The organism is Metabacillus sp. cB07, from assembly GCF_016839225.1.
Taxonomy (GTDB): domain Bacteria; phylum Bacillota; class Bacilli; order Bacillales; family Bacillaceae; genus Bacillus_P; species Bacillus_P indicus.
The window spans coordinates 1,785,283-1,805,003 of sequence record NZ_CP069296.1 but is presented as its reverse complement, the minus strand read 5'-3'; the positions used below and the strand labels follow the sequence as shown (position 1 = coordinate 1,805,003).

Below are 19,721 nucleotides of genomic sequence, written 5' to 3'. Positions count from 1 at the left end.
ACAAAACCAAAAGGTTGCTTTGTCCGTGCCCGTCCACCCTTGTAAGCCTCTCTGGACTTTTCGTTAAAAGGTGTTCTTATGCAGCTGTATGTTCATTTGCAGCTGTTTGTTCACGTTCAGCAGCTTTGCGCCCCGGTAGGACCAGGTTCAGGGCAATGCCGATGATTGCCGCAAGTGCCATGCCGTGAAGTTCAAACTGCTCGCTTACTTTTATCATGGCTCCGCCAATCCCGATGACCAGGATGACTGAGGAAATCACAAGGTTTCGTTTATTTCCGAAATCAATCTTGTTATCAGTCAGCATTCTTAATCCTGATGAGGCGATAATCCCAAACAGCAGGATGGATACGCCTCCCATAACCGGTGTCGGTATAGAGCTGATGAATGCTGAAATTTTTCCGATGAAGCCGAACACGACGGCCATAACCGCAGCACCTGCGATGATGTAGACGCTGTAGACCCTTGTAATGGCAAGTACGCCGATGTTTTCACCGTACGTTGTATTCGGCGGTCCGCCGATAAGTGATGCGATCATCGTTGCTACTCCATCTCCGAGGATGGAACGGTGCAGACCAGGTTCTTTCAAGTAATCCCTCTCAACCACTTTACCAAGAACAAGCTGATGTCCGATATGCTCTGAGAGGGTCACAACTGCGACAGGGACCATTAGAAGAACGATTTCATAGGAAAACCCTGGAGTATATGTGACAAAAGGTATGATAAAGTCCGGTTTTTGAAACAGTTCTGCCCCAACAACTTTACTGAAATCAACCAATCCGATTGCGAGGGCGTACAGGTAGCCGCCGGCGATTCCGATCAGAACAGGAATCAGGCTGACAAAGCCTTTAAATGCAACCGAACATACAATCGTTATCGCAAGCGTCACAAGAGCTACCGAGAAGTAGGTCAGGTTATATTCTCCTTCAGGGCTGTTCATGGCCATATCCACCGCAGTTCCTGCAAGGCTCAGTCCGATGACGATGATGACAGGACCGACGACCACCGGAGGCAGAAGCTTCATGATCCACTTGTATCCGACGATTTTAATCAGCAGGGCTACAAGTCCGTAAACGACTCCTGCCAGGAAGCTTCCGACCATTGCGCCTTCGGGTCCTTCAGCTGCCTTAGCTGCGATAATTGGTGCGATGAAGGCGAATGAGGAACCCAGATAGGCCGGCACCTGGCCTTTTGTGATCAGCAGAAACGCAAGCGTCCCAAGCCCGCTTGAAATCAGGGCGACAGCAGGATCAAGTCCTACCAGGAAGGGTACGAGGATGGTCGCTCCAAACATGGCAAACAGATGCTGAAAGCTCAGGGTGATCCATGTGAGCGGCTTTGGTGTTTCTTTTATATCAAGCTGTAGAGCTTCTTTTCTTGGTTTCATGTCTTTTCCCCGCTTTCTTTTTATAAAAAAACCTCTTTGCATGAGGCTGCAAAGAGGCATAATCATCCTGTCAAAAAGAATCACAGGTGTGATTTTACGTTCCTTTTGCAGCCTCTCTGGACTTCATTAAAAGGGTTGGCTATTCTTTTTCGTGTATGGCGACCTGATCGTTTTTATCCACTTCCATCAGTTCGACAACAATTTTTTCAGAGCTTGAGGTCGGGATGTTTTTGCCGACATAGTCCGCCCGGATCGGAAGTTCTCTGTGTCCCCTGTCTACCAGGACCGCGAGCTGGATCTGTGAAGGTCTTCCGATGTCAATCAGCGCATCAAGCCCTGCGCGGACTGTTCTTCCTGTATATAGAACGTCATCAATCAGGATGACTGTTTTGTTTGTGATATCTGCAGGAATATCCGAGCCTTTCACGAGCGGCTCCTCATTCACTGTTTTTTTGGAAAGGTCATCTCTGTAGAGTGTAATGTCAAGCTCTCCTACCTCTACAGGCTTGCCTTCAATCTGTTCGATCCGTTCTGCAAGCCTTTTGGCAAGATGGATGCCTCTTGTCTTGATCCCGACAAGAATGACAGAATCAATGCCTTTGTTTCGTTCGATAATTTCGTGGGCAATTCTTGTCAATGCTCTTCTGATTGACTGCTGGTCAAGCACAACTGCTTTTTGGGGCATGCTGTTCACCTCTCCTTTTGAACCTGAAAACAAGAAAATCCCTCCTGCCGTTTGGCAAGAGGGATTGGATGCGTGCTTAAATATACGCAGACTATGCGCATAAGATCCGTTTCCTTCTCAGCCTCACGGGACTGTCTTAAAGGTTCATTTTTCAACTACAGCTATTATGACAAATCATATGGCTTGTGTCAATGACTTTTTTTCAGATCTTCGATTACCTGCTGAAATTCAGCAGGAAGAGGAGCATTAAATTCAAGGTACTCGCCCGTGCGGGGATGCTTAAAGCCGAGAACGCCTGCATGAAGCGCCTGGCCTCCGATATTCGGCGTTTTTTTCGGGCCGTATTTCGGATCGCCCACAATAGGGAAACCAATGTATTTCATATGAACTCTGATCTGATGCGTTCTGCCTGTCTCAAGCTGGCACTCAATCAGCGTGAAGCCCGCAAAGCGGTCAAGAACATGAAAATGAGTGACAGCGTCCTTGCTGTGCTCATTTGTAACCGTCATGCTCTGGCGGTCCTGTTTATCGCGGCCGATCGGAGCATCAACTGTTCCCTTGTCATGCTGAATAATCCCATGAACAATTGCCTGATACCGTCTTGTAACCGATTTTTCTACAAGCTGGTTAACCAGCGACTCATGCGCCATGTCGTTTTTGGCAACCATCAGAAGTCCTGATGTGTCTTTATCGATCCGGTGGACAATGCCGGGTCTCATAACACCGTTTATACCTGAAAGGTCTTTGCAGTGGGCCATCAGTCCATTTACAAGTGTTCCTGATAAATGTCCAGGTGCAGGATGGACAACCATCCCTTTAGGTTTATTGACAACAAGAACGTCTGCATCCTCATAATAAACATCAAGATTCATTTCTTCCGGCAGAACATCAAGCGGTTCAGGATCTGGAATGAGAAGAGTGACCGTATCACCGGGCTGAACTTTATAATTGCTTCTTGACTCCCCGTCATTCACTTTCACATGTCCTTCTTTAATCCAGATCTGGACCTGGCTTCTTGACCAGTCTGCATTTTCTGCAGCAAGCAGCTTATCAAGGCGTTCATATTTATTGCTGTCATCAATCTTAATTTCTATGCTGTTCATTCACTTTCTCCTTCTCTTGTTTCCCATCTAAAAGCATGACAATAAAGAGCAGCGCTACTCCCACACAAAGAGCAGAATCCGCTACATTGAAAATTGGAAACGGGTATGTACCAATATAGGTTTGGACAAAATCAACCACTTCCTGATGAATCACTCTGTCAATAAAGTTGCCGATTGCACCGCCAAGCATTAAGCCAAGGGCAATCCCCATCAGACGGCTGCCGTTTGTATATTTTTGGATATAAACAACCAGGCCGGCTACAACGATAACCGTAATCACGTAAAAAAACCACATCTGGCCCTGAAGAATTCCCCAGGCAGCTCCCTGATTCCGATGTGAGGTAATGTACAGGACATTTTCAATAACCGGTATGCTTTCCCCGATTTCAAGTTCTTTTACAATCAGCCATTTCGTCAGCTGATCCAGTGCAATAATCACAAGTGCGATGAGATAGTAAAGCACAAGCTTTCCCCAACTTTCCTATAATATACTTATGAATTGTATCACAGGCAAAATAGAAGAGCAAAGCTTGTCTGAAGGTATTATTGATATTCTTCTGCTTCTAAATAAAGGGATGGATGATAATAAGTATGAGGCAGGGATTTTCGTTCATACAGTTCCTGAAAAGCAAAATCATGTATGCTTCTTGCAGTGGGGATAATCGCTAATTTTTCAAGTTCAATTGCAAGTCCGGTTTCTTCACAAATGCCGTACGTTCCGTTTTTTATTTTAAGGAGCGCTCTCTCAACGTCGTTCAGCTCTTCTTTCACATGTCCCATAATTGTTTTTTCTTTGTATGGATAGAATAAATGAGGCTGTTCTGTCTCCATATCAAACAGACAATGATCAAAAAGCCTTGACTTAAGCTCTCGCTGCATCAATTGAAGCTCATGCCAGATAGCATCTATACTCATAGCGGACATCTCCTTGTGGCTTGGCTTTGTACCTATAGTCTATCCGGATTGAAGGCCCTCACGCTGATAAGAATTTTCCTGTGGAGGGAATAAGAAAAGCGGAGCCGACCGTTTAGGCCTGGCAGTCAGATAAGAAATCACCGGAAAAGTCCGGGTTTGACTTTTTTGGGGATTTTGTTCTGACAGAAGGACTGGGAGGCGGAGCTGGACACCAAGAAAAGCGGAATCGCCCGTTTAACTCCGGGAGTCAGATAAGGAAACGGCGGTAAAGGCGCTTTTTGCCTTTGCCGACGGTTCCGTTCTGACAGAGGAGTTGGGCGATGAAGCTGGACACCGCGAAAACCGGAATCAGCCGTTTAGTCAATAGGAGTGCACACAAAAAAAACCGCTGATCATTTCAGCGGTTTTTCTATGTGTTTAAGCAGTCGTATAATGTTCGTCAACAATCGCTGCACAGCGCGTGCAGAGTGTTTTATGATTTTCGTTTTCGCCCACATCGGTTGTGACAACCCAGCATCTTTCACATGTTTCGCCTTCAGCAGGCTTAACTGTGATTTTTACTTTTTCGCAAGTATGTGCATCCTCTGGAGCGTCCTCGTAATTTCCTGCAAGCTTAAAGCCTGATACAATGAACAGCTGCTTTAAGTTTTCGTCAATTGATTCAAGCAATTGTTTCGCTTCCCCGTTCGCATATACTTCGATGCTTGCAGTCAGCGATTTGCCGATTACTTTTTCATTGCGGGCTTCTTCAAGTGCCTTTAAGACATCATCGCGAAGCTCCATGAAAGCATCCCATTTCTTCTCAAGCAGGTCAGCGCCGGCAATTTCTTTGCTTTCAGGCATATCTGTCAGCTGAACGCTTTCTTCTGAAACAGAGTCAATGTGTGCCCATACTTCATCAGCCGTGTGAGGAAGAATTGGAGCAACCAGCTTGACAAGTGAAAGCAGCGTGTCATAAAGAACGGTCTGAATGGCGCGGCGCTCTTTGTTATCAGGAGCTTCGATGTAGAGAACATCTTTAGCGAAATCCAGATAGAAGGAACTCAGTTCGATTGTGCAGAAATTATGAACCGCATGGAAGATGGCCGCGAACTCATAGTCATCATACGATTGTTTCACTTTGTCTGTCAGCTTGTTCAGCTTCACCATCATGTAACGGTCAACATCGCGAAGCTCGTCAAACGCGAGGGCATCTGTTTCCGGATTAAAATCAGCAAGGTTTCCAAGAAGGAAACGGAAAGTATTGCGGATTTTTCTGTACACCTCAGCCACTTGCTTCAGAATGTTGTCTGAAACTCTTACATCAGCCTGATAGTCAACAGAAGCAACCCAAAGACGAAGAATGTCTCCCCCAAGCTGGTTCATAACTTTTGAAGGCAGCACAACGTTCCCAAGAGATTTACTCATTTTGCGTCCTTCTCCGTCCAGGGCAAAACCATGGCTGAGAACGCCTTTATATGGAGCTTTTCCTGTTACAGCAACACCTGTGGACAGGGAAGAGTTAAACCAGCCGCGGTATTGGTCAGAGCCTTCCAAATAAAGGTCTGCCGGACGCTGCAGATCATCTCTTTCAAGCAATACTGCCTGATGCGATGAACCAGAGTCGAACCAGACATCCATGATGTCCTGTTCTTTCGTGAAGTTTCCATTCGGGCTGCCAGGATGCGTGAATCCCTCAGGAAGAAGATCTTTTGTTTCACGTTCAAACCAGATGTTTGAACCGTGCTCGCGGAACAGGCCGGATACATGATCGATTGTTTCATCCGTAATGATCGGCTCTCCATTTTCTGCATAAAAGACAGGAATCGGAACTCCCCATGCACGCTGTCTGGAAATACACCAGTCCCCGCGGTCGCGAACCATGTTGAACAATCTTGTCTCGCCCCAGGCAGGTACCCATTTCGTATCTTTTACCGCCTGAAGAAGATCCTCGCGGAAATCCTTGATGGATGCAAACCACTGGGCAGTTGCACGGAAAATGGTCGGTTTTTTTGTTCTCCAGTCATGAGGGTATGAGTGTGTGATGAACGAAAGCTTAAGCAGTGCGCCTGCTTCTTCAAGCTTTTCTGTAATCGGCTTGTTTGCCGCATCATAGAACATGCCTTCAAACCCTGGAGCTTCGCTTGTCATATGTCCCTTTTCATCAACCGGACAAAGAACACCAAGACCGTATTTCTGACCGACGATAAAGTCATCTTCCCCATGGCCAGGTGCAGTATGAACGCAGCCGGTACCGGCATCTGTCGTAACATGTTCGCCCAGAACAACGAGGGATTCGCGGTCATACAGCGGATGCTTTGCAGACACTCTTTCGATCTCTGCGCCTTTGAATGTTTTGACAGCCTTATAGTCTTCCCATCCGAGTTCTTTAGCTACCGTTTCAAGCAATGCTGATGCAACAACGAATGATTCCCCGCCTGCATCTGCCACCGTATACTCAAGGTCCGGATGAACAGCAATGCCAAGGTTTGCAGGAATCGTCCACGGAGTAGTCGTCCAGATAATGATTTTTTCTCCGCCGCTCAGCACATCATTTCCCTGTGCAACAGTAAATGCTACATAAATAGAAGCAGAGCGTTTGTCATAATACTCGATTTCGGCTTCTGCAAGAGCAGACTCACTTGAAGGTGACCAGTAAACCGGCTTTAATCCTTTATAGATGTACCCTTTCTTCGCCATTTCCCCGAACACTTTGATCTGCTGGGCTTCATACTCCGGATTCAGCGTCACATAAGGATTTTCCCAGTCACCGCGAACACCGAGACGCTTAAACTGCTCACGCTGATTGTTGATTTGCTCCCATGCATACTCTGCGCACAGCTTGCGGAATTCAGCTACACTTAATTCTTTGCGGTTTACTTTTTTGTTTTTAGTAAGAGCCGTTTCAATCGGCAGACCATGTGTGTCCCAGCCCGGAACATACGGAGCGTTGTATCCGCTCATTGATTTATAGCGGACGATAAAATCCTTCAGCACTTTGTTCAGTGCATGCCCCATGTGGATATCTCCATTTGCATACGGCGGTCCGTCATGAAGAATAAACATCGGGCGGTCTTTTGTGCGCTCCTGCACTTTTTGGTAAATCGTCATTTCTTCCCATTTTTCCTGAATTTGCGGTTCGCGGTTAGGAAGGTTTCCTCTCATTGGAAATTCGGTTTTCGGCATCAGCAGGGTATCTTTGTACTCCATCGGTATTCCTCCAGACAGTTTGTAATGGGGCAGAGAAAACACAAAAAACCTTCTCATCCCAGAAGGGACGAGAAGGTTTCTCGCGGTACCACCCTTTTAGATAAGCTAAAAAAACTGCTTATCCTCTTTGAGATTCGTAACGTGAATAACGCGTTTTTGCTTACTGATTCTATAGGTTCAGCAAAAAAACTCGAGGGTGATTTTCGCAAGTTTGCTTCTTTGCCGGACTCGCACCAACTCCGGCTCGCTTTAAAAGATTTCATACTGCTACTGTCCCTGTCATGGTTTTTTAATCATTTATTTAATAGTAGTCATCAAATTATATGTGAAATGGTGCTTCAAAGTCAAGACTGCACCTTTGATTCTTCGCGTTCCTCGTATAATGATTCAAGTTCATACTCAAGGAGGTGATCCCAGTCATCATTTTTAAGAAGGTCAAGCTGTGCTTCAATCAGCATCTGGAAGCGTGTTCTGAAAACTTTCGACTGCTTTTTCAGCTCTTCAATTTCCACAGCTATTTTTCTTGATTTAGAAAGGGATTCATTAATGATCCGGTCAGCGTTTTTTTCTGCTTCCTTCACAATCAGCTTAGCTTCCTTTTGTGCGTGGCGGCGTACTTCCTCAGCAGCCTCCTGCGCTACAAGAATGGATTTATTGAGTGTTTCCTCGATATTTGAAAAATGACCAATGCGTTCGTTCAGTTCAGTCACTTTGTTTTCGAGTTCTTTTTTCTCGCGGATGGCAAGCTCATAATCTTTAATGACCTGGTCGAGGAACTCATTGACTTCGTCCTCGTCATAGCCCCGGAACCCTTTGTTAAATTCTTTGTTATGGATATCAAGCGGTGTTAACGGCACTTCTGCCACCTCCAGTATGTATTGATCATTCGATCTTTCTTCAAGTATAATTCATATTTTGACAGAAAAGGCAAAAATCCTTCTATTTTCCCAAATTTATTTTTGAATGCCGTATGAGATTTTCCACTTATCTTTCTTTGTTCTGCCATCAATCGACAAGATTTTGGATCTGCCGTGGCCTCTGACAGAAAGCGTGTCTCCCTCTCTGCATTCAAATGACGGCTGCTCGATGACCCGAAAGTTTACTTTCACATAACCCGTCTGAACAAGCGCGCCGATTTTTTGCCGGGAAATGTTATAAACAGATGCGGCAACAGCATCAAGCCTTAAGGAACTGACGGTCGCTGTTTTTTCCAGCATTTCTTCCACATGGAGGATGCGCTCACTCCAGTCAAGTGCGCTCAGCGAAACTTTTGCCCGGCCGATCTCAGTCAGATTCATCAAAAGAAAAGATTCTGTTTCTTTTGCAGCGACCAGCTGAATCCGGTCGCCGGAAAACAGCAGATCGCCGAATTTTGACCGTTTGAGCCCGAGTGACATTAAAGCACCCAGTACTTGCCGGTGTTCAATGGCAACAAATTTAGACGGATACCCGATCTCAAGCAGGGAAAGCTGGAAATCCTCATGGGAAGGAACAAAGTAGTCCGGATAAAGCAGAGCCCGTTTTCGTTCCATATTCTCTCCCGAAAACTGAAGACACACATCCGTGCTTGATCCGACGACTGCTTTAACCATTTCCTGCTCTCTCGGGTCAAGAAAATCCGTCAATTTTGGAGCATAGCTGTTCATGACACTTTCTTTCCATTCTGAAGCCTGATCGATAAAATGCCGTTCTTCCTGTCTGAAGTGCTGATAAATGTGGTCCATATTAATCTTCCAGCCTTTTCGTTAAGCTCTTATAAATTGATGCCAAAATGAAAACAGTGCCGTTATGTACGGCACCACCTGTATCTTATCCAATCATTGTGAAAATTGAGTTAAGCCCGTATCCTGCAAATCTTAAAGCAAGAAGTGCAACAATTGGTGAGATGTCAATCATGCCAAGCGGCGGAATAAACCTGCGGAAAGGTTCAAGGTACGGCTCTACAATTTTAGCAAGCAGCTGTCCGAAACTGCTCTCTCTTGCATTCGGAAACCATGAAAGCAAGATGTAAATAATAATCGCATAAGAATAAACCTGCAACAACGTAAATAAAACATCAGCTACTACGCCCATTTATTTTTACCACCTCTGATCTTCTTCCGAGACAATTTCTGAAATCGAGCCTGCAACATCAACGTTATCCGGTGTGCACAGGAAAATATTCGCTCCTATTTTCTGAATGTCTCCACCTATAGCGTACACAGTTCCGCTTAAAAAGTCTACAATGCGCTTTGCCTGGTCATGCTGAATGCGCTGCAGATTGACAACAACTGCCCGTCTGTTCTTCAGCTGATCGGCAACATCCTGTGCTTCGGCGTATACCCTCGGCTCGCATAAAACCACTTTAGATGATTTCTGAACACTTTGCAAACTGACAACATTCTGTTTGGTCTGCTGCGGCTTTGGAGTAAACGGCTGTTCTTCCTCGTAATCATAGTCCTGATGCCTCTCCTGCTCAACGTATTCATATTCTTCCTCATCAAGGGCAAAAAAGCTTTTAAACTTATTTTTAATACTCATGTACGTGACACCTCCGATTTCTTATCCAACCAGGGCTGAGCCGATGCGTATGAAAGTAGCGCCTTCTTCAACCGCTATTTCAAAGTCATTCGACATCCCCATAGAAAGCTCACTGCAAGGTGCATACGGCAGATGAAGGGATGTTACTTCCCCGCGCAATGTACGGAGCCTTTTGAAGGATTCTCTCAATACATGTTCATCATCTGTGTTAGGTGCCATAGTCATTAACCCGACGACAAGAATGTTCGGATAATTCTCAAGCTCCTTAACAAATGGGAGAACTTCCTCAGGTGTCATGCCATGCTTGGATTCTTCTCCCGACGTATTCACCTGAATGAAGCACTTTACTTTATCATCGGCCCGTTTATCAATTTCTTTAGCAAGCGAAAGCCTGTCCAGGGAATGTATGTAGTCTGCTTTATCAATCATGTCTTTTACTTTTCTCGTCTGAAGGGTTCCGATAAAATGCCATGAAGCGCTGTTGCCAATAGCTTCATATTTTTCGGCAAGACCTTCGTTTCTGTTTTCGCCAAGATGGGCAATGCCTGCTTCAACAGCTTCTTTCGCCCGTTCGATGCTGACATATTTCGTGACGGCAATCAGGCTGATCTCATCCGGATTGCGGTCTGTTTTACTGCATGTATGTTTAATTCTGGCACGTATTTCCTCTAAATTCTGTTTCACGCTCACAGTTGTTTTTGCCTCCCCTTTAAACCGATAAATCCAGCCATTCTTCCGGTTTTGCCCTGATCTCTCCTGTGTGAAAAAAACAGGGAAGATTCGCAGCTTGTACAAAGCGGACTTGTCAATATGCGGGACTCACTCAGTCCTGCTTTCAAAAGCAAATATTTGTTGAGCAGCTTTAAGTCAAGCGAATACTGCCCGGCAGACACCTCTTCATATGGAGAAGGGAAATCTTTAGACAGCGCGTTGTTTACTCTATCAATGACATAATCATCAACTGTATAGCAGCAAGGTCCGATGGATGGTCCGATGATGGCGTAAATGGATTTTCCCGGGACGCCTTCGTTCTGAGTCCACGTTCTGGCCATTTTGCCCCCGATATCAAGGACTGAACCTTTCCAGCCTGCATGAGCAGTGCCGACCAGCCTTTTTTCAGGTTCATAGAAGAAAAGAGGCACACAGTCTGCGTAGCAGAGCGAAAGCATCAGGTCTTCTTCATCTGTGTAAAGGCCGTCTGTTTCCGGAACAGCCGAAGCATAATTCATTGTCCCTTTTGAACGGTCTTCCCTGCGTGCTTTATAAATGCTGCTGTCATGAACCTGGTCTGCATACACCCAATGTTCAAGAGGCATATTCACGGCTGATGCAAGGATCTTTCTGTTTTCTGTTACGCATCCGGGATCGTCGTGGACATGAAGGCCAAGATTCAGAGACTGAAAGTGACCGCTTGAGACTCCACCGTTTTTTGTTGTAAATCCGATAATGAGATCTTCATTTAATTGTTCCCAGTCCGGGCTGTTTAAGTATGTCTCATGCTGAAGGTTAAGCGGATTCTGAGTCATAAATGATCATTCCTTCTGTTTGCTGTTCTAAGCATTTTATATACGACTATATTTTACCACATCTTTCCCATTCCGACAGAAAGATTGTTAAATTAATTCGCTGTTTTGGTCTATTTCCCTATTTACACGGACTAAAATCACATCTTCCCCGATTTTGACAATGTTCCTCCACGGTACGATGACTTCTTCCTCCTTGCCGAAAAAACCGAGAACTTTGCCCGGCCCGCTGATAAAGACTGCCTGAATCTTCCCCGTCGTTACATTTATATCAAAATCCGATACCATTCCGAGCTTCTTTCCATCTGAAACATTGACAACATCTTTAGTCTGAAATTCAGATATATTCATCATCGCATCCGCCCCCCGTCTACTTAACTATATGTATGAATGTGAGCGTTCTATTCCCTCAAGTTCATGAAAAAGAGCCGTCTGAAGACGGCTCTAGTTCTGTATATTCTTATTCATTTGTTTGATAGCAGCTTTTTCAAGCCTTGATACCTGCGCTTGTGAGATGCCGATTTCCTCCGCCACTTCCATTTGGGTTTTTCCCTGGAAGAACCGTTTTCTCAATATGAGTTTTTCACGCTCATTAAGCCTGCGCATTCCCTCTTTTAAAGCAATTTCTTCAATCCAGTGTGAATCGCGGTTTTTTTCGTCACTGAGCTGATCCATGACATAGATTGGATCTCCGCCATCGTTGTAGATCGGTTCAAAAAGCGACACCGGGTCCTGGATGGCATCCAGTGCAAAGACGATTTCTTCATGCGGGACTTCCAGTACCCGGGATATTTCTTCCGCTGTCGGTTCTCTTGAGGTTTTGCTCATCAATTGTTCTCTGACCTGCAAAGCTTTGTAGGCAATATCACGAAGAGATCTGGAAACCCGGATCGGATTGTTATCGCGCAGATAGCGCCTGATCTCTCCAATAATCATCGGTACAGCATAAGTTGAAAATTTTACATTCTGGCCAAGATCGAAATTATCAATGGATTTCATAAGTCCAATACAGCCAACTTGAAACAGGTCATCGACAAACTCACCGCGGTTGTTAAATCGCTGAATGACGCTCAAAACCAAGCGAAGATTCCCGTTCACGAGCTTTTCCCGTGCATCCGTATTGCCGCTTTGCATGTCGCGGAACAGGATTCTCATTTCCTCATTTTTCAGGACTGGAAGTTTGGAAGTATCTACTCCGCATATTTCAACTTTATTTCTTGCCACATCTTTCCCTCCTAACAGGAGCTGCTGTACAGAGTTAAGTATCTCCTTAGGTGGGAAAAATATGCACATGTCCAAAAGCCAAAAATCACGAAAGTGACTCCGAAGCATACAGGAACTGGAAATTAGGCGGATAATATTTTTTTAGACCATTTTATTGAATTCTTTGCGCAATCTTTTGATAATTCTCTTCTCAAGCCTGGATATGTAAGACTGGGAGATCCCCAGCATATCCGCGACATCTTTCTGCGTTTTTTCTTCTCCTCCCTGAAGGCCAAAACGCAGTTCCATGATCTGCTTTTCCCGGTCATTCAGCTGCTGAAGAGCTTTAAGGAGAAGTTTGCGGTCCACATTGGCTTCAAGATCTTTTGTGATGATGTCCTCCTCGGTTCCGAGAACATCCGACAGCAGCAGCTCGTTTCCGTCCCAGTCGATATTCAATGGTTCATCAAATGAAACTTCAGACCGGATCTTGTTGTTTCTTCTCAGATACATCAGGATTTCATTCTCGATGCATCGTGATGCATAGGTTGCAAGCTTGATTTTCTTTTCCGGATTGAAGGTGTTGACAGCTTTGATCAGTCCAATTGTTCCGATGCTGATCAAATCTTCAATGTTAATGCCTGTATTCTCAAACTTCCTGGCAATATAGACGACAAGTCTCAAATTTCTTTCAATCAGAATGGAGCGTGCCGCCTGATCGCCTCCCGGCAGTTTTTTCAGAAGGACTTCTTCTTCATCCTTTGTAAGCGGGGGCGGCAGTGCTTCGCTTCCTCCTATATAGTGGATTTCATCTGTTTTCAGGCCCAGCTTCATCAGTAATTTATACCAGAGATACGTAATCTGCAATTTTAGTTTTTTCATGATTCTCTCCCTTCTATTTTCCTTTACAGCTGAGTACACTACTACAGGATAAAGATATCGCTGTGTTCAGAACCATCAAACGGGTGAGATTTTGGTTTGATGGCACTTATCGGTGCGTTCGGGACCATCAAGCGGTTGAAATTCTGTTTTGATGGCACTTATACCTGAGTTCGGTACCACCAAGGTGTTGAAATTCTGTTTTGATGGCACTTATCGGTGCGTTCGGTACCATCAAGCGGTTGGAATTCTGTTTTGATGGCACTTATCGGTGCGTTTGGGACCCTCAAAAGATTTAAGTTCTGTTTTGGTGGCACTTATCGGTGCGTTCGGTACCACCAAGCGGTTGGAATTCTGTTTTGATGGCACTTATCGGTGCGTTCGGTACCACCAAGCGGTTGAAATTCTGTTTTGATGGCACTTATCGGTGCGTTCGGGACCATCAAGCGGTTGAAATTCTGTTTTGATGGCACTTATACCTGAGTTCGGTACCATCAAGCGGTTGGAATTTTGTTTTGGTGGCACTTAAAACTTCTTTAAGGACCCTCAAAAGATTGAAATTCTGTCTTGATGGCACTTATCCCTGTGTTCGGGACCTTAAACAATGGCACTGATCGCAAAATTTGAAACCATCATTCGGTTATAAATCCTGTTTTGGTGCAACTTGTCACTGCGTTCTGAACAACCCTTTATGAAACGTCCTGCACGGCTCCGCTCTGAAGCATTTTCGGATGAACAATGCAGTCATATTCCCCTTCAGGCGACAGGCTTGTTCGGTTCAGCCCGATAATCGTTTTTGAAGCAAGAATCGTTTCATCTTTTGTTGTCACGATGACCTCATCCGGTTTTAAACCGATTAAAAACTGATTTGATTTTCCAACGACTCGAAACGGAATAATTCTTACTCTGTTATCCATAGAATGAGATTCACTTGACGCGGTTAGAGCCGTCATCACATCTTCCTGAAGCGCTATATCAAGCAGCGCATCCGGAAGATGCCCTTTCAGCTTATTGGCATCTGCAATCATGACCGGGGACTTTGAGATGGGATCATAAAGCTGATTTCCGCTGTCAATCAGGCCCTTCAGTGTAAACGATGTTTCCCCAATCCTGACGTAAACCGAGACGATCATGTCATATTGAATCTTTTTCATTTCAAGATCATCCAGCCTCTTTCTTGAAAAATACCAGGCTGCAGGAAAGCCGGCGATGACAAACAGCCAGCTGACAGGATCTCCGAAACCTCCTGAGTTTGTCATTAAAATTCCGTCTGTAAATCCGATTTCCGTCTGAATAAAATAATGGGCCCCCATCATGGCCCCGCCTACCATAAACGTAACAAAATAAAAAGTAAGCAGACACTTGGCAAAGTACTTAAACCTCTTAAATCCAAAGGCTGCAAGAATCATAAAGACAGAAACGGATAACTTGCCTAACGGATGCGTTGCAATGGGTGCAAAAGGAGTGAACAGAAGGACAACGATGCCAGATCCAATCAAGGCTCCAATCAAAATCCTGATCTTCATCAGTTTCTGCTTCAGCAAAATATTCGTCAAAAGCAGCAGGAAAAGATCAAAAGAAAAATTCAAAAACCAGATGACATCCAAATATATGGCCACGTTAAACTCCTTCCCCTGAGGTTTTCACATCTAAGAAAAAATAAGGGCGCTGTCCGATTGGATAGTAATAGTATAGCTGAGCCCAGCAGGTGAAGTCTGTCAGTTACTGCCGATAATATAGAGTATTTTTGATAGATATCGCTGCTATTTGTCGATGGAAAAGAGTGGATTAGCATATGGAATTCTGTATGAACATGAGTTATGTATATAAAAAACAAAAACTCTCATTCCGCAACCGGAATGAGAGTTCTTTGTGAGCTTATTTGTTTGCAGGTTTTTTGCCGTTTATAAACAGTTTGCCATCTGCGACGGCTCTTGTTTCGTTGCCAAAGTCATCTTTTGCAATGACTTCGATTCTCGCACCGTCAGCTTTCATATTGGATGTTGCCGTGTAATAGCCCTCGTAATGTCCTGGTGATGTTTCTCTCAGCGGAAGCTCTGTTGCATTCTGGATGCGCGCATTTGTAAGCGGCATATGAAGAACGAACGTTGCATCCAGATCTTCTTCGCTGTCAAATTTTATTTTCACGCTTTCACCTGACTTGATGTATTTATCCTCGGCAGGTTTTAGATTTTCAATGACCGGTGCATCATATTTCACATATACTTTAACGGTTTTCTTCAAACGGTTTCCTGCTTTGTCTGCTGCAAGAACGGTTATTACATTCTCTCCGTTTTCAAGCAGAATCCGTTTAGAGAATTTGCCGTCCTTGACGGCAGCTTTTTGTCCATTAACTTTTATCCAGTCCAGATTATCATCTGCAACGGTTCCGCTGACCGTTAATGCTTCCGTGTTCAGCTTTTGTCCGTCTTTAGGATTTTCAACGGTGAATGCGGGTTTGGTTTTGTCCAGTGTCACTTTTACTGCATTAGATGCATCTGTCATGCCTGCATCTGTGCTGGACTTGGCAGTCAGAACATTTTCGCCTGTATTCAGCATGACTTCTGCCCGGAATGTGCCGGTTTCTGTAGCTTGCACAGAAGCTGCCTCTGTTTCTCCATTGTAAATATGAACAGTGGTTGTCGGTGATGCTTTCCCCTCTACAACAGCCGTTTCTTTGTTTGTGAACGAACCGTCTTTAGGTGAGGTAATTTCCGGAGCAGTCACTTCATAGTCCACAATCGCCCTGATCATGTAGTTTCCTTCTTCAGCAGGTGAAGGTGACCAGGCTCCGCTGACCATCTGCCAGCTGCGTCCGGCATTTTCGCCATCTTCATCTGTTGCAAGTCCAGGCGAATTAGGGTTTGCTTTCGTTTGAATGTAAACCATATAGAAATCGCCATCCACAACTACGCCCTGGTCAAGCAAGTTGACCATTGTCCATTCCCCGTTGCGCAGCGCTTCTGCATTGATCGGTCCGGCAAGCTTTTTGCCCGGTGCACCGTCCGTTCCTGAAGCATCGTAAATGGCAACCTGGAATTCAGTGCCTCCAGGTACAGGCCATTCTGTATCCCAGAACCTGAACAGTCCGCCCGTTACCATCGCTCTCTCGTTTCCTTCAGCAAGAGACATTTTCACAGCCCAGCCATTGCCTGCTGCATTAAATGCTCTGGCGTTTTCAGCTGTCCCGTCGTCATATCCGATCTCACCCGGGTACCCGATGAACGGCTTAAGCGTAATATTTTGAACAGTTGTCTGTTCTGCATCGATCGTGATGCTAGTGTCCTTGGCATAATAAGAAGGTGCCATCGCTTTCAGCGTATAGTCTCCTTCGTAGGCTTCAATTGAATATTCCCCTTGTTCATTCGTTTGAACAGGAGTAATGGCGGCATCTTCAACAAGCAGAAGTGTCGCGTTTGCAACCGGCTCGCCTGTTGCTTCGTTTGTCACTACTCCGCTCACTGTTCCTTGAGGAAGTTCTTCTAGAACAAAGTTTGCTTCTGTGATGCCGTCGTTTTCAATTGTAATCGGCATGGTTTCTGTCGCAAATCCGTATGCTTCTGCCTGGAGAGTAAATTCTCCTGCACCATGAACGATTTCATAGCTGCCGTCCTGAAGGCTAGAGTATGTCGATCTTCCTGTTTCAACAATGCTTACTTCTGCTCTCATTGGAAGGGCAGCAGGCTGTGCATGGTCAGTTGATCCTTTGGCAGCAGTGAACGGTGCGGGTTTGATTTTGTTCGGATACACTTTTTCCTTTTTCTCTTTTGAAGCTTTATCTGCAGTTGCAGATTTGCCTTCAACTCCAAGTGACGCTTTGTTCTGAATTTCAATCGGAGTATCTGATAGTTTTACATCGTCAATGTACCATCCGTCTTTTACGACGCTGCCGTCCGATGTAACGTTGAACGCAACATAAATGCGCTCTCCTGCATACCCGCTAAGGTCTACCTGTCCATCCATCCAGTTTTCAGTGACCCCGTTTACCCGTAATGCCTGAGTCCATGTTTCCTGATCGGTTGAAACGAAAACATGTCCATAATCATACCGGTTTTCAAGTTCATGCCACTGCTTGAATTGAAGGAACGCAGCTCCTTCTGCCGGCAAATCAATTGGAGGCATAAGCAAATTCATGTTTGCCCCGTTTTCGTAATCGCCGTCAAGGTTGGTCGCAAAAACGTTTTCACCTGAAGCTGCATTCCCCGGGCCGTTTACAGGTGCTCCATGCTCCCAGCTGTTTTTCACTCCGTAAGAAGTCCATCCTGCAGCGCCTGATTCAAAATCCTGCTCATAGCCAGTCGTAATGCCTGGCTGAACGGCGATTTCATATTCTTCTGATACCACTTCATTTGCGCCAAAATCAACAGCTTTCCACTTATATACAAGTGTTCCTTCTTCTAATGCCTCACCAGGAATGACTGCTTCGTAATTTCCATCAAGGAAATCACCCGACACTCTGGCAGCTTCAGCTGTCTGCCATTGTCCGCCATTGCTTTGGTAATGAAGGGAGACGTTTGTCACGCTGATATTATCGGATACATTCACCGTTAATGGAAGATTCATACCCGCGAATGCCTCTGCAGGCCCTGTATGTTCCATAACCGGAGCCTCTGCATCTTCTCCTTCTTTGGCAACCTGTCCTTTTACTTTTCCAAGACCTGTCATCAGAGAGGAAACCGCATCATAGGCATTTACCAGTCCATGGCCATATCCGTTATTAGGTGAGTTTGTAAAAGTTGAATCCGTAAGTGGTGTTGCTGTAGTTGTCAGTACGTTTTCGATTTCCTCTACCGTAATGGAGGAATCAACCTGCCTCAGCAGGGCAGCTACAGCCGAAACGTGAGGTCCTGCCATTGATGTACCATTCCAGCCGCCTTCATAAACTCCGCCTGGAACAGATGACCGGATGTTTACGCCCGGTGCTGAAATATCAGGCTTTGTTTCATTATAAGGTGACGGTCCCTGAAGCGAAAAGCTTCCTAATTGGTTGTTGATGTCTGTTGCACCTGTTGCAAAGGATTCAGGATAGTTTGCCGGGTTGGCAATCGATCCTGGACCTCCCGGGTTAAATAATGTCGTGTTGCCTGCAGAGAATTCCGGAAAGATTTCTGCAGCGCGCCATGCATTGACCATTGGCCTGTACCATTCATCAAGCCCTGCTCCGCCTCCCCAGGAGTTGTTGACTACATCCGGCGCCATTTCAGGGTGCGGATTTCCGGCTGCATCTTTAGGAGCAAGAATCCACTCTCCTGCCTCAAGCAAATCTGCATCTGTTCCGCCGTTTGCAGTGAATGCTTTGACAGCAATCCACTTTGCACCTGGTGCAACACCGATTTGGTTATTGCCGTTCGGCTCTGCGCCTACCATCGTGCCTGTTACGTGCGTTCCATGCCCATCATCGTCATAAGGCGCTTCCTGATTTGCTGTAGCATCAAACCAGCTGAACTCGTGATCAGGTGCATTTGGTGCAGCTGGATTGTAGCCGCGGTATTTTTCTTTTAATGCCGGGTGGTCCCATTGAACACCTGTATCGATCGAAGCAACAACGGTTCCGCTGCCGTCGATGCCCATCTCCCATGCTGCAGGAGCACCAACTTGATTGATGTTCCACTCTGTTGCTGCAGGAGACGCGTTTGCTTCTGTCTGTTTACCTGCTGCTTTCTCTTTAACTTTATGCAGCTGCCGGACTTCATTTGGAAGCACCTTGTCCACTTCCGGGAAAGATGCGACCTTTTCCATCACTTCCTTTGTAGCCGTAACAGCCATTCCGTTTACGATATAGAAAGACTTTATGTCCTTCGCATTTCCGGCTTTTTCTTCTTTCGTTAAGTATGTTTTCAGATTATGCTGAGTTTCAAAGGCTTTTGCACGAAGGGAAGAAACGACAGCCGACCGTTTCTCATATTTAGACTGAACTGCTTTGGATTCAGCTTTTGCAGCATTTTTTGCAGCTTTTGCTGTATCAACTTGTTCTTTCAGCTTAATGAGAAACGTCACCTTTTCTTCTTTCTTGAAAGATTCTGCAACCTTCTTTGAAACTTTATCAGCCGTTATGTTTTTTTGATTTTTAACAGATGTGCTGACGTTTGTGCTTGCAATTGACACACTTGGCGCAAGCAAGGTTAAAAGCAGGATAATGATTGACAAAAAACTGAGCGATTTCACAAATTTCTTCGGCATTCTTTCAATTCCCCCTTATAATGGTGTATGCAGTTCTGCATCCTCCCTCCCTCTGAAATGTATGTACGTTCTGAGCTGTTACACTAAATGTAAAGAAAGTTTTTTGAAAATTTTGTCATTATTTGCACCCAAAATATCCC

The 19,721-nt window shown here is 45.2% G+C and carries 17 protein-coding genes and 1 other annotated feature; all 17 genes read right to left on the bottom strand.

The features are described from left to right. Nucleotides 1–76: 76 nt before the first annotated feature. On the bottom strand, nucleotides 77–1,384 hold the full coding sequence (locus JOJ89_RS09045) for a solute carrier family 23 protein (protein ID WP_242524681.1): 1,308 nt from the start codon (nucleotides 1,382–1,384) through the stop codon (nucleotides 77–79). A 139-nt stretch (nucleotides 1,385–1,523) separates the two neighbouring features. Then, nucleotides 1,524–2,069 (bottom strand): bifunctional pyr operon transcriptional regulator/uracil phosphoribosyltransferase PyrR, encoded by a 546-nt coding sequence (gene pyrR, locus JOJ89_RS09040; protein WP_029281474.1) that lies wholly within the window; start codon nucleotides 2,067–2,069, stop codon nucleotides 1,524–1,526. 188 nt (nucleotides 2,070–2,257) lie between these two features. Next, complete coding sequence (locus JOJ89_RS09035; RefSeq protein WP_203290130.1) at nucleotides 2,258–3,172, bottom strand: RluA family pseudouridine synthase; 915 nt, start codon at nucleotides 3,170–3,172, stop codon at nucleotides 2,258–2,260. Further along, nucleotides 3,153–3,635, bottom strand: a complete 483-nt coding sequence (gene lspA / locus JOJ89_RS09030; RefSeq protein WP_203290129.1) for a signal peptidase II — start codon at nucleotides 3,633–3,635, stop codon at nucleotides 3,153–3,155. Before lspA ends, JOJ89_RS09035 begins: the two co-directional genes overlap by 20 nt. Before the next feature lie 80 nt (nucleotides 3,636–3,715). After that, on the bottom strand, nucleotides 3,716–4,087 hold the full coding sequence (locus JOJ89_RS09025; RefSeq protein WP_029281480.1) for a TraR/DksA family transcriptional regulator: 372 nt from the start codon (nucleotides 4,085–4,087) through the stop codon (nucleotides 3,716–3,718). A 417-nt stretch (nucleotides 4,088–4,504) separates the two neighbouring features. Next, entirely contained in the window at nucleotides 4,505–7,276 is a 2,772-nt protein-coding gene (gene ileS, locus JOJ89_RS09020) for an isoleucine--tRNA ligase (protein WP_203290128.1), read from the bottom strand. A 60-nt stretch (nucleotides 7,277–7,336) separates the two neighbouring features. Next, nucleotides 7,337–7,568: a binding site (T-box leader), on the bottom strand. Nucleotides 7,569–7,620: 52 nt separating this feature from the next. Beyond that, the gene (locus JOJ89_RS09015; RefSeq protein ID WP_029284984.1) at nucleotides 7,621–8,133 is read right to left on the bottom strand and encodes a DivIVA domain-containing protein; all 513 of its coding nucleotides are present in this window, start codon (nucleotides 8,131–8,133) and stop codon (nucleotides 7,621–7,623) included. Between the two features lie 96 nt (nucleotides 8,134–8,229). Beyond that, nucleotides 8,230–9,000: a YlmH family RNA-binding protein gene (locus JOJ89_RS09010; RefSeq protein WP_203290127.1), complete on the bottom strand. Its 771-nt coding sequence runs from the start codon at nucleotides 8,998–9,000 to the stop codon at nucleotides 8,230–8,232. Between the two features lie 85 nt (nucleotides 9,001–9,085). Beyond that, nucleotides 9,086–9,349 carry a YggT family protein gene (locus tag JOJ89_RS09005; RefSeq protein ID WP_029284986.1) on the bottom strand — a complete coding sequence of 88 codons (264 nt, stop codon included), beginning with the start codon at nucleotides 9,347–9,349 and terminating at the stop codon, nucleotides 9,086–9,088. A 6-nt stretch (nucleotides 9,350–9,355) separates the two neighbouring features. After that, complete coding sequence (locus JOJ89_RS09000; protein WP_029284987.1) at nucleotides 9,356–9,796, bottom strand: cell division protein SepF; 441 nt, start codon at nucleotides 9,794–9,796, stop codon at nucleotides 9,356–9,358. 21 nt (nucleotides 9,797–9,817) lie between these two features. Then, nucleotides 9,818–10,486: a YggS family pyridoxal phosphate-dependent enzyme gene (locus tag JOJ89_RS08995; protein WP_203290126.1), complete on the bottom strand. Its 669-nt coding sequence runs from the start codon at nucleotides 10,484–10,486 to the stop codon at nucleotides 9,818–9,820. Continuing rightward, nucleotides 10,483–11,322: a peptidoglycan editing factor PgeF gene (pgeF, locus tag JOJ89_RS08990; RefSeq protein ID WP_203290125.1), complete on the bottom strand. Its 840-nt coding sequence runs from the start codon at nucleotides 11,320–11,322 to the stop codon at nucleotides 10,483–10,485. The genes JOJ89_RS08995 and pgeF overlap by 4 nt, the downstream gene beginning before the upstream one ends. An 87-nt stretch (nucleotides 11,323–11,409) precedes the next feature. Beyond that, nucleotides 11,410–11,673, bottom strand: a complete 264-nt coding sequence (locus JOJ89_RS08985) for a YlmC/YmxH family sporulation protein (protein WP_029284990.1) — start codon at nucleotides 11,671–11,673, stop codon at nucleotides 11,410–11,412. A gap of 90 nt (nucleotides 11,674–11,763) precedes the next feature. Beyond that, on the bottom strand, nucleotides 11,764–12,612 hold the full coding sequence (gene sigG, locus JOJ89_RS08980; protein WP_203290124.1) for an RNA polymerase sporulation sigma factor SigG: 849 nt from the start codon (nucleotides 12,610–12,612) through the stop codon (nucleotides 11,764–11,766). A gap of 72 nt (nucleotides 12,613–12,684) precedes the next feature. Then, a complete protein-coding gene (sigE, locus tag JOJ89_RS08975) occupies nucleotides 12,685–13,404 on the bottom strand; it encodes an RNA polymerase sporulation sigma factor SigE (protein WP_029284992.1) in 720 nt (239 codons plus the stop codon). 686 nt (nucleotides 13,405–14,090) lie between these two features. Further along, nucleotides 14,091–15,020, bottom strand: coding sequence for a sigma-E processing peptidase SpoIIGA (spoIIGA, locus tag JOJ89_RS08970; protein ID WP_203290123.1), 930 nt, complete (start codon nucleotides 15,018–15,020; stop codon nucleotides 14,091–14,093). A gap of 259 nt (nucleotides 15,021–15,279) precedes the next feature. After that, nucleotides 15,280–19,581, bottom strand: a complete 4,302-nt coding sequence (locus tag JOJ89_RS08965; protein WP_203290122.1) for a S8 family peptidase — start codon at nucleotides 19,579–19,581, stop codon at nucleotides 15,280–15,282. Nucleotides 19,582–19,721 lie beyond the last annotated feature (140 nt).

What these genes read in the sequence shown, in the direction of transcription:
- JOJ89_RS09045 (WP_242524681.1), bottom strand. Translation starts at nt 1,384, where the DNA reads ATGAAACCAAGAAAAGAAGCTCTACAGCTTGATATAAAAGAAACACCA.
- pyrR (WP_029281474.1), bottom strand. Translation starts at nt 2,069, where the DNA reads ATGCCCCAAAAAGCAGTTGTGCTTGACCAGCAGTCAATCAGAAGAGCA.
- JOJ89_RS09035 (WP_203290130.1), bottom strand. Translation starts at nt 3,172, where the DNA reads ATGAACAGCATAGAAATTAAGATTGATGACAGCAATAAATATGAACGC.
- JOJ89_RS09025 (WP_029281480.1), bottom strand. Translation starts at nt 4,087, where the DNA reads ATGAGTATAGATGCTATCTGGCATGAGCTTCAATTGATGCAGCGAGAG.
- ileS (WP_203290128.1), bottom strand. Translation starts at nt 7,276, where the DNA reads ATGGAGTACAAAGATACCCTGCTGATGCCGAAAACCGAATTTCCAATG.
- JOJ89_RS09010 (WP_203290127.1), bottom strand. Translation starts at nt 9,000, where the DNA reads ATGGACCACATTTATCAGCACTTCAGACAGGAAGAACGGCATTTTATC.
- JOJ89_RS09005 (WP_029284986.1), bottom strand. Translation starts at nt 9,349, where the DNA reads ATGGGCGTAGTAGCTGATGTTTTATTTACGTTGTTGCAGGTTTATTCT.
- JOJ89_RS09000 (WP_029284987.1), bottom strand. Translation starts at nt 9,796, where the DNA reads ATGAGTATTAAAAATAAGTTTAAAAGCTTTTTTGCCCTTGATGAGGAA.
- pgeF (WP_203290125.1), bottom strand. Translation starts at nt 11,322, where the DNA reads ATGACTCAGAATCCGCTTAACCTTCAGCATGAGACATACTTAAACAGC.
- JOJ89_RS08985 (WP_029284990.1), bottom strand. Translation starts at nt 11,673, where the DNA reads ATGATGAATATATCTGAATTTCAGACTAAAGATGTTGTCAATGTTTCA.
- sigG (WP_203290124.1), bottom strand. Translation starts at nt 12,612, where the DNA reads ATGTGCATATTTTTCCCACCTAAGGAGATACTTAACTCTGTACAGCAG.
- sigE (WP_029284992.1), bottom strand. Translation starts at nt 13,404, where the DNA reads ATGAAAAAACTAAAATTGCAGATTACGTATCTCTGGTATAAATTACTG.
- JOJ89_RS08965 (WP_203290122.1), bottom strand. Translation starts at nt 19,581, where the DNA reads ATGCCGAAGAAATTTGTGAAATCGCTCAGTTTTTTGTCAATCATTATC.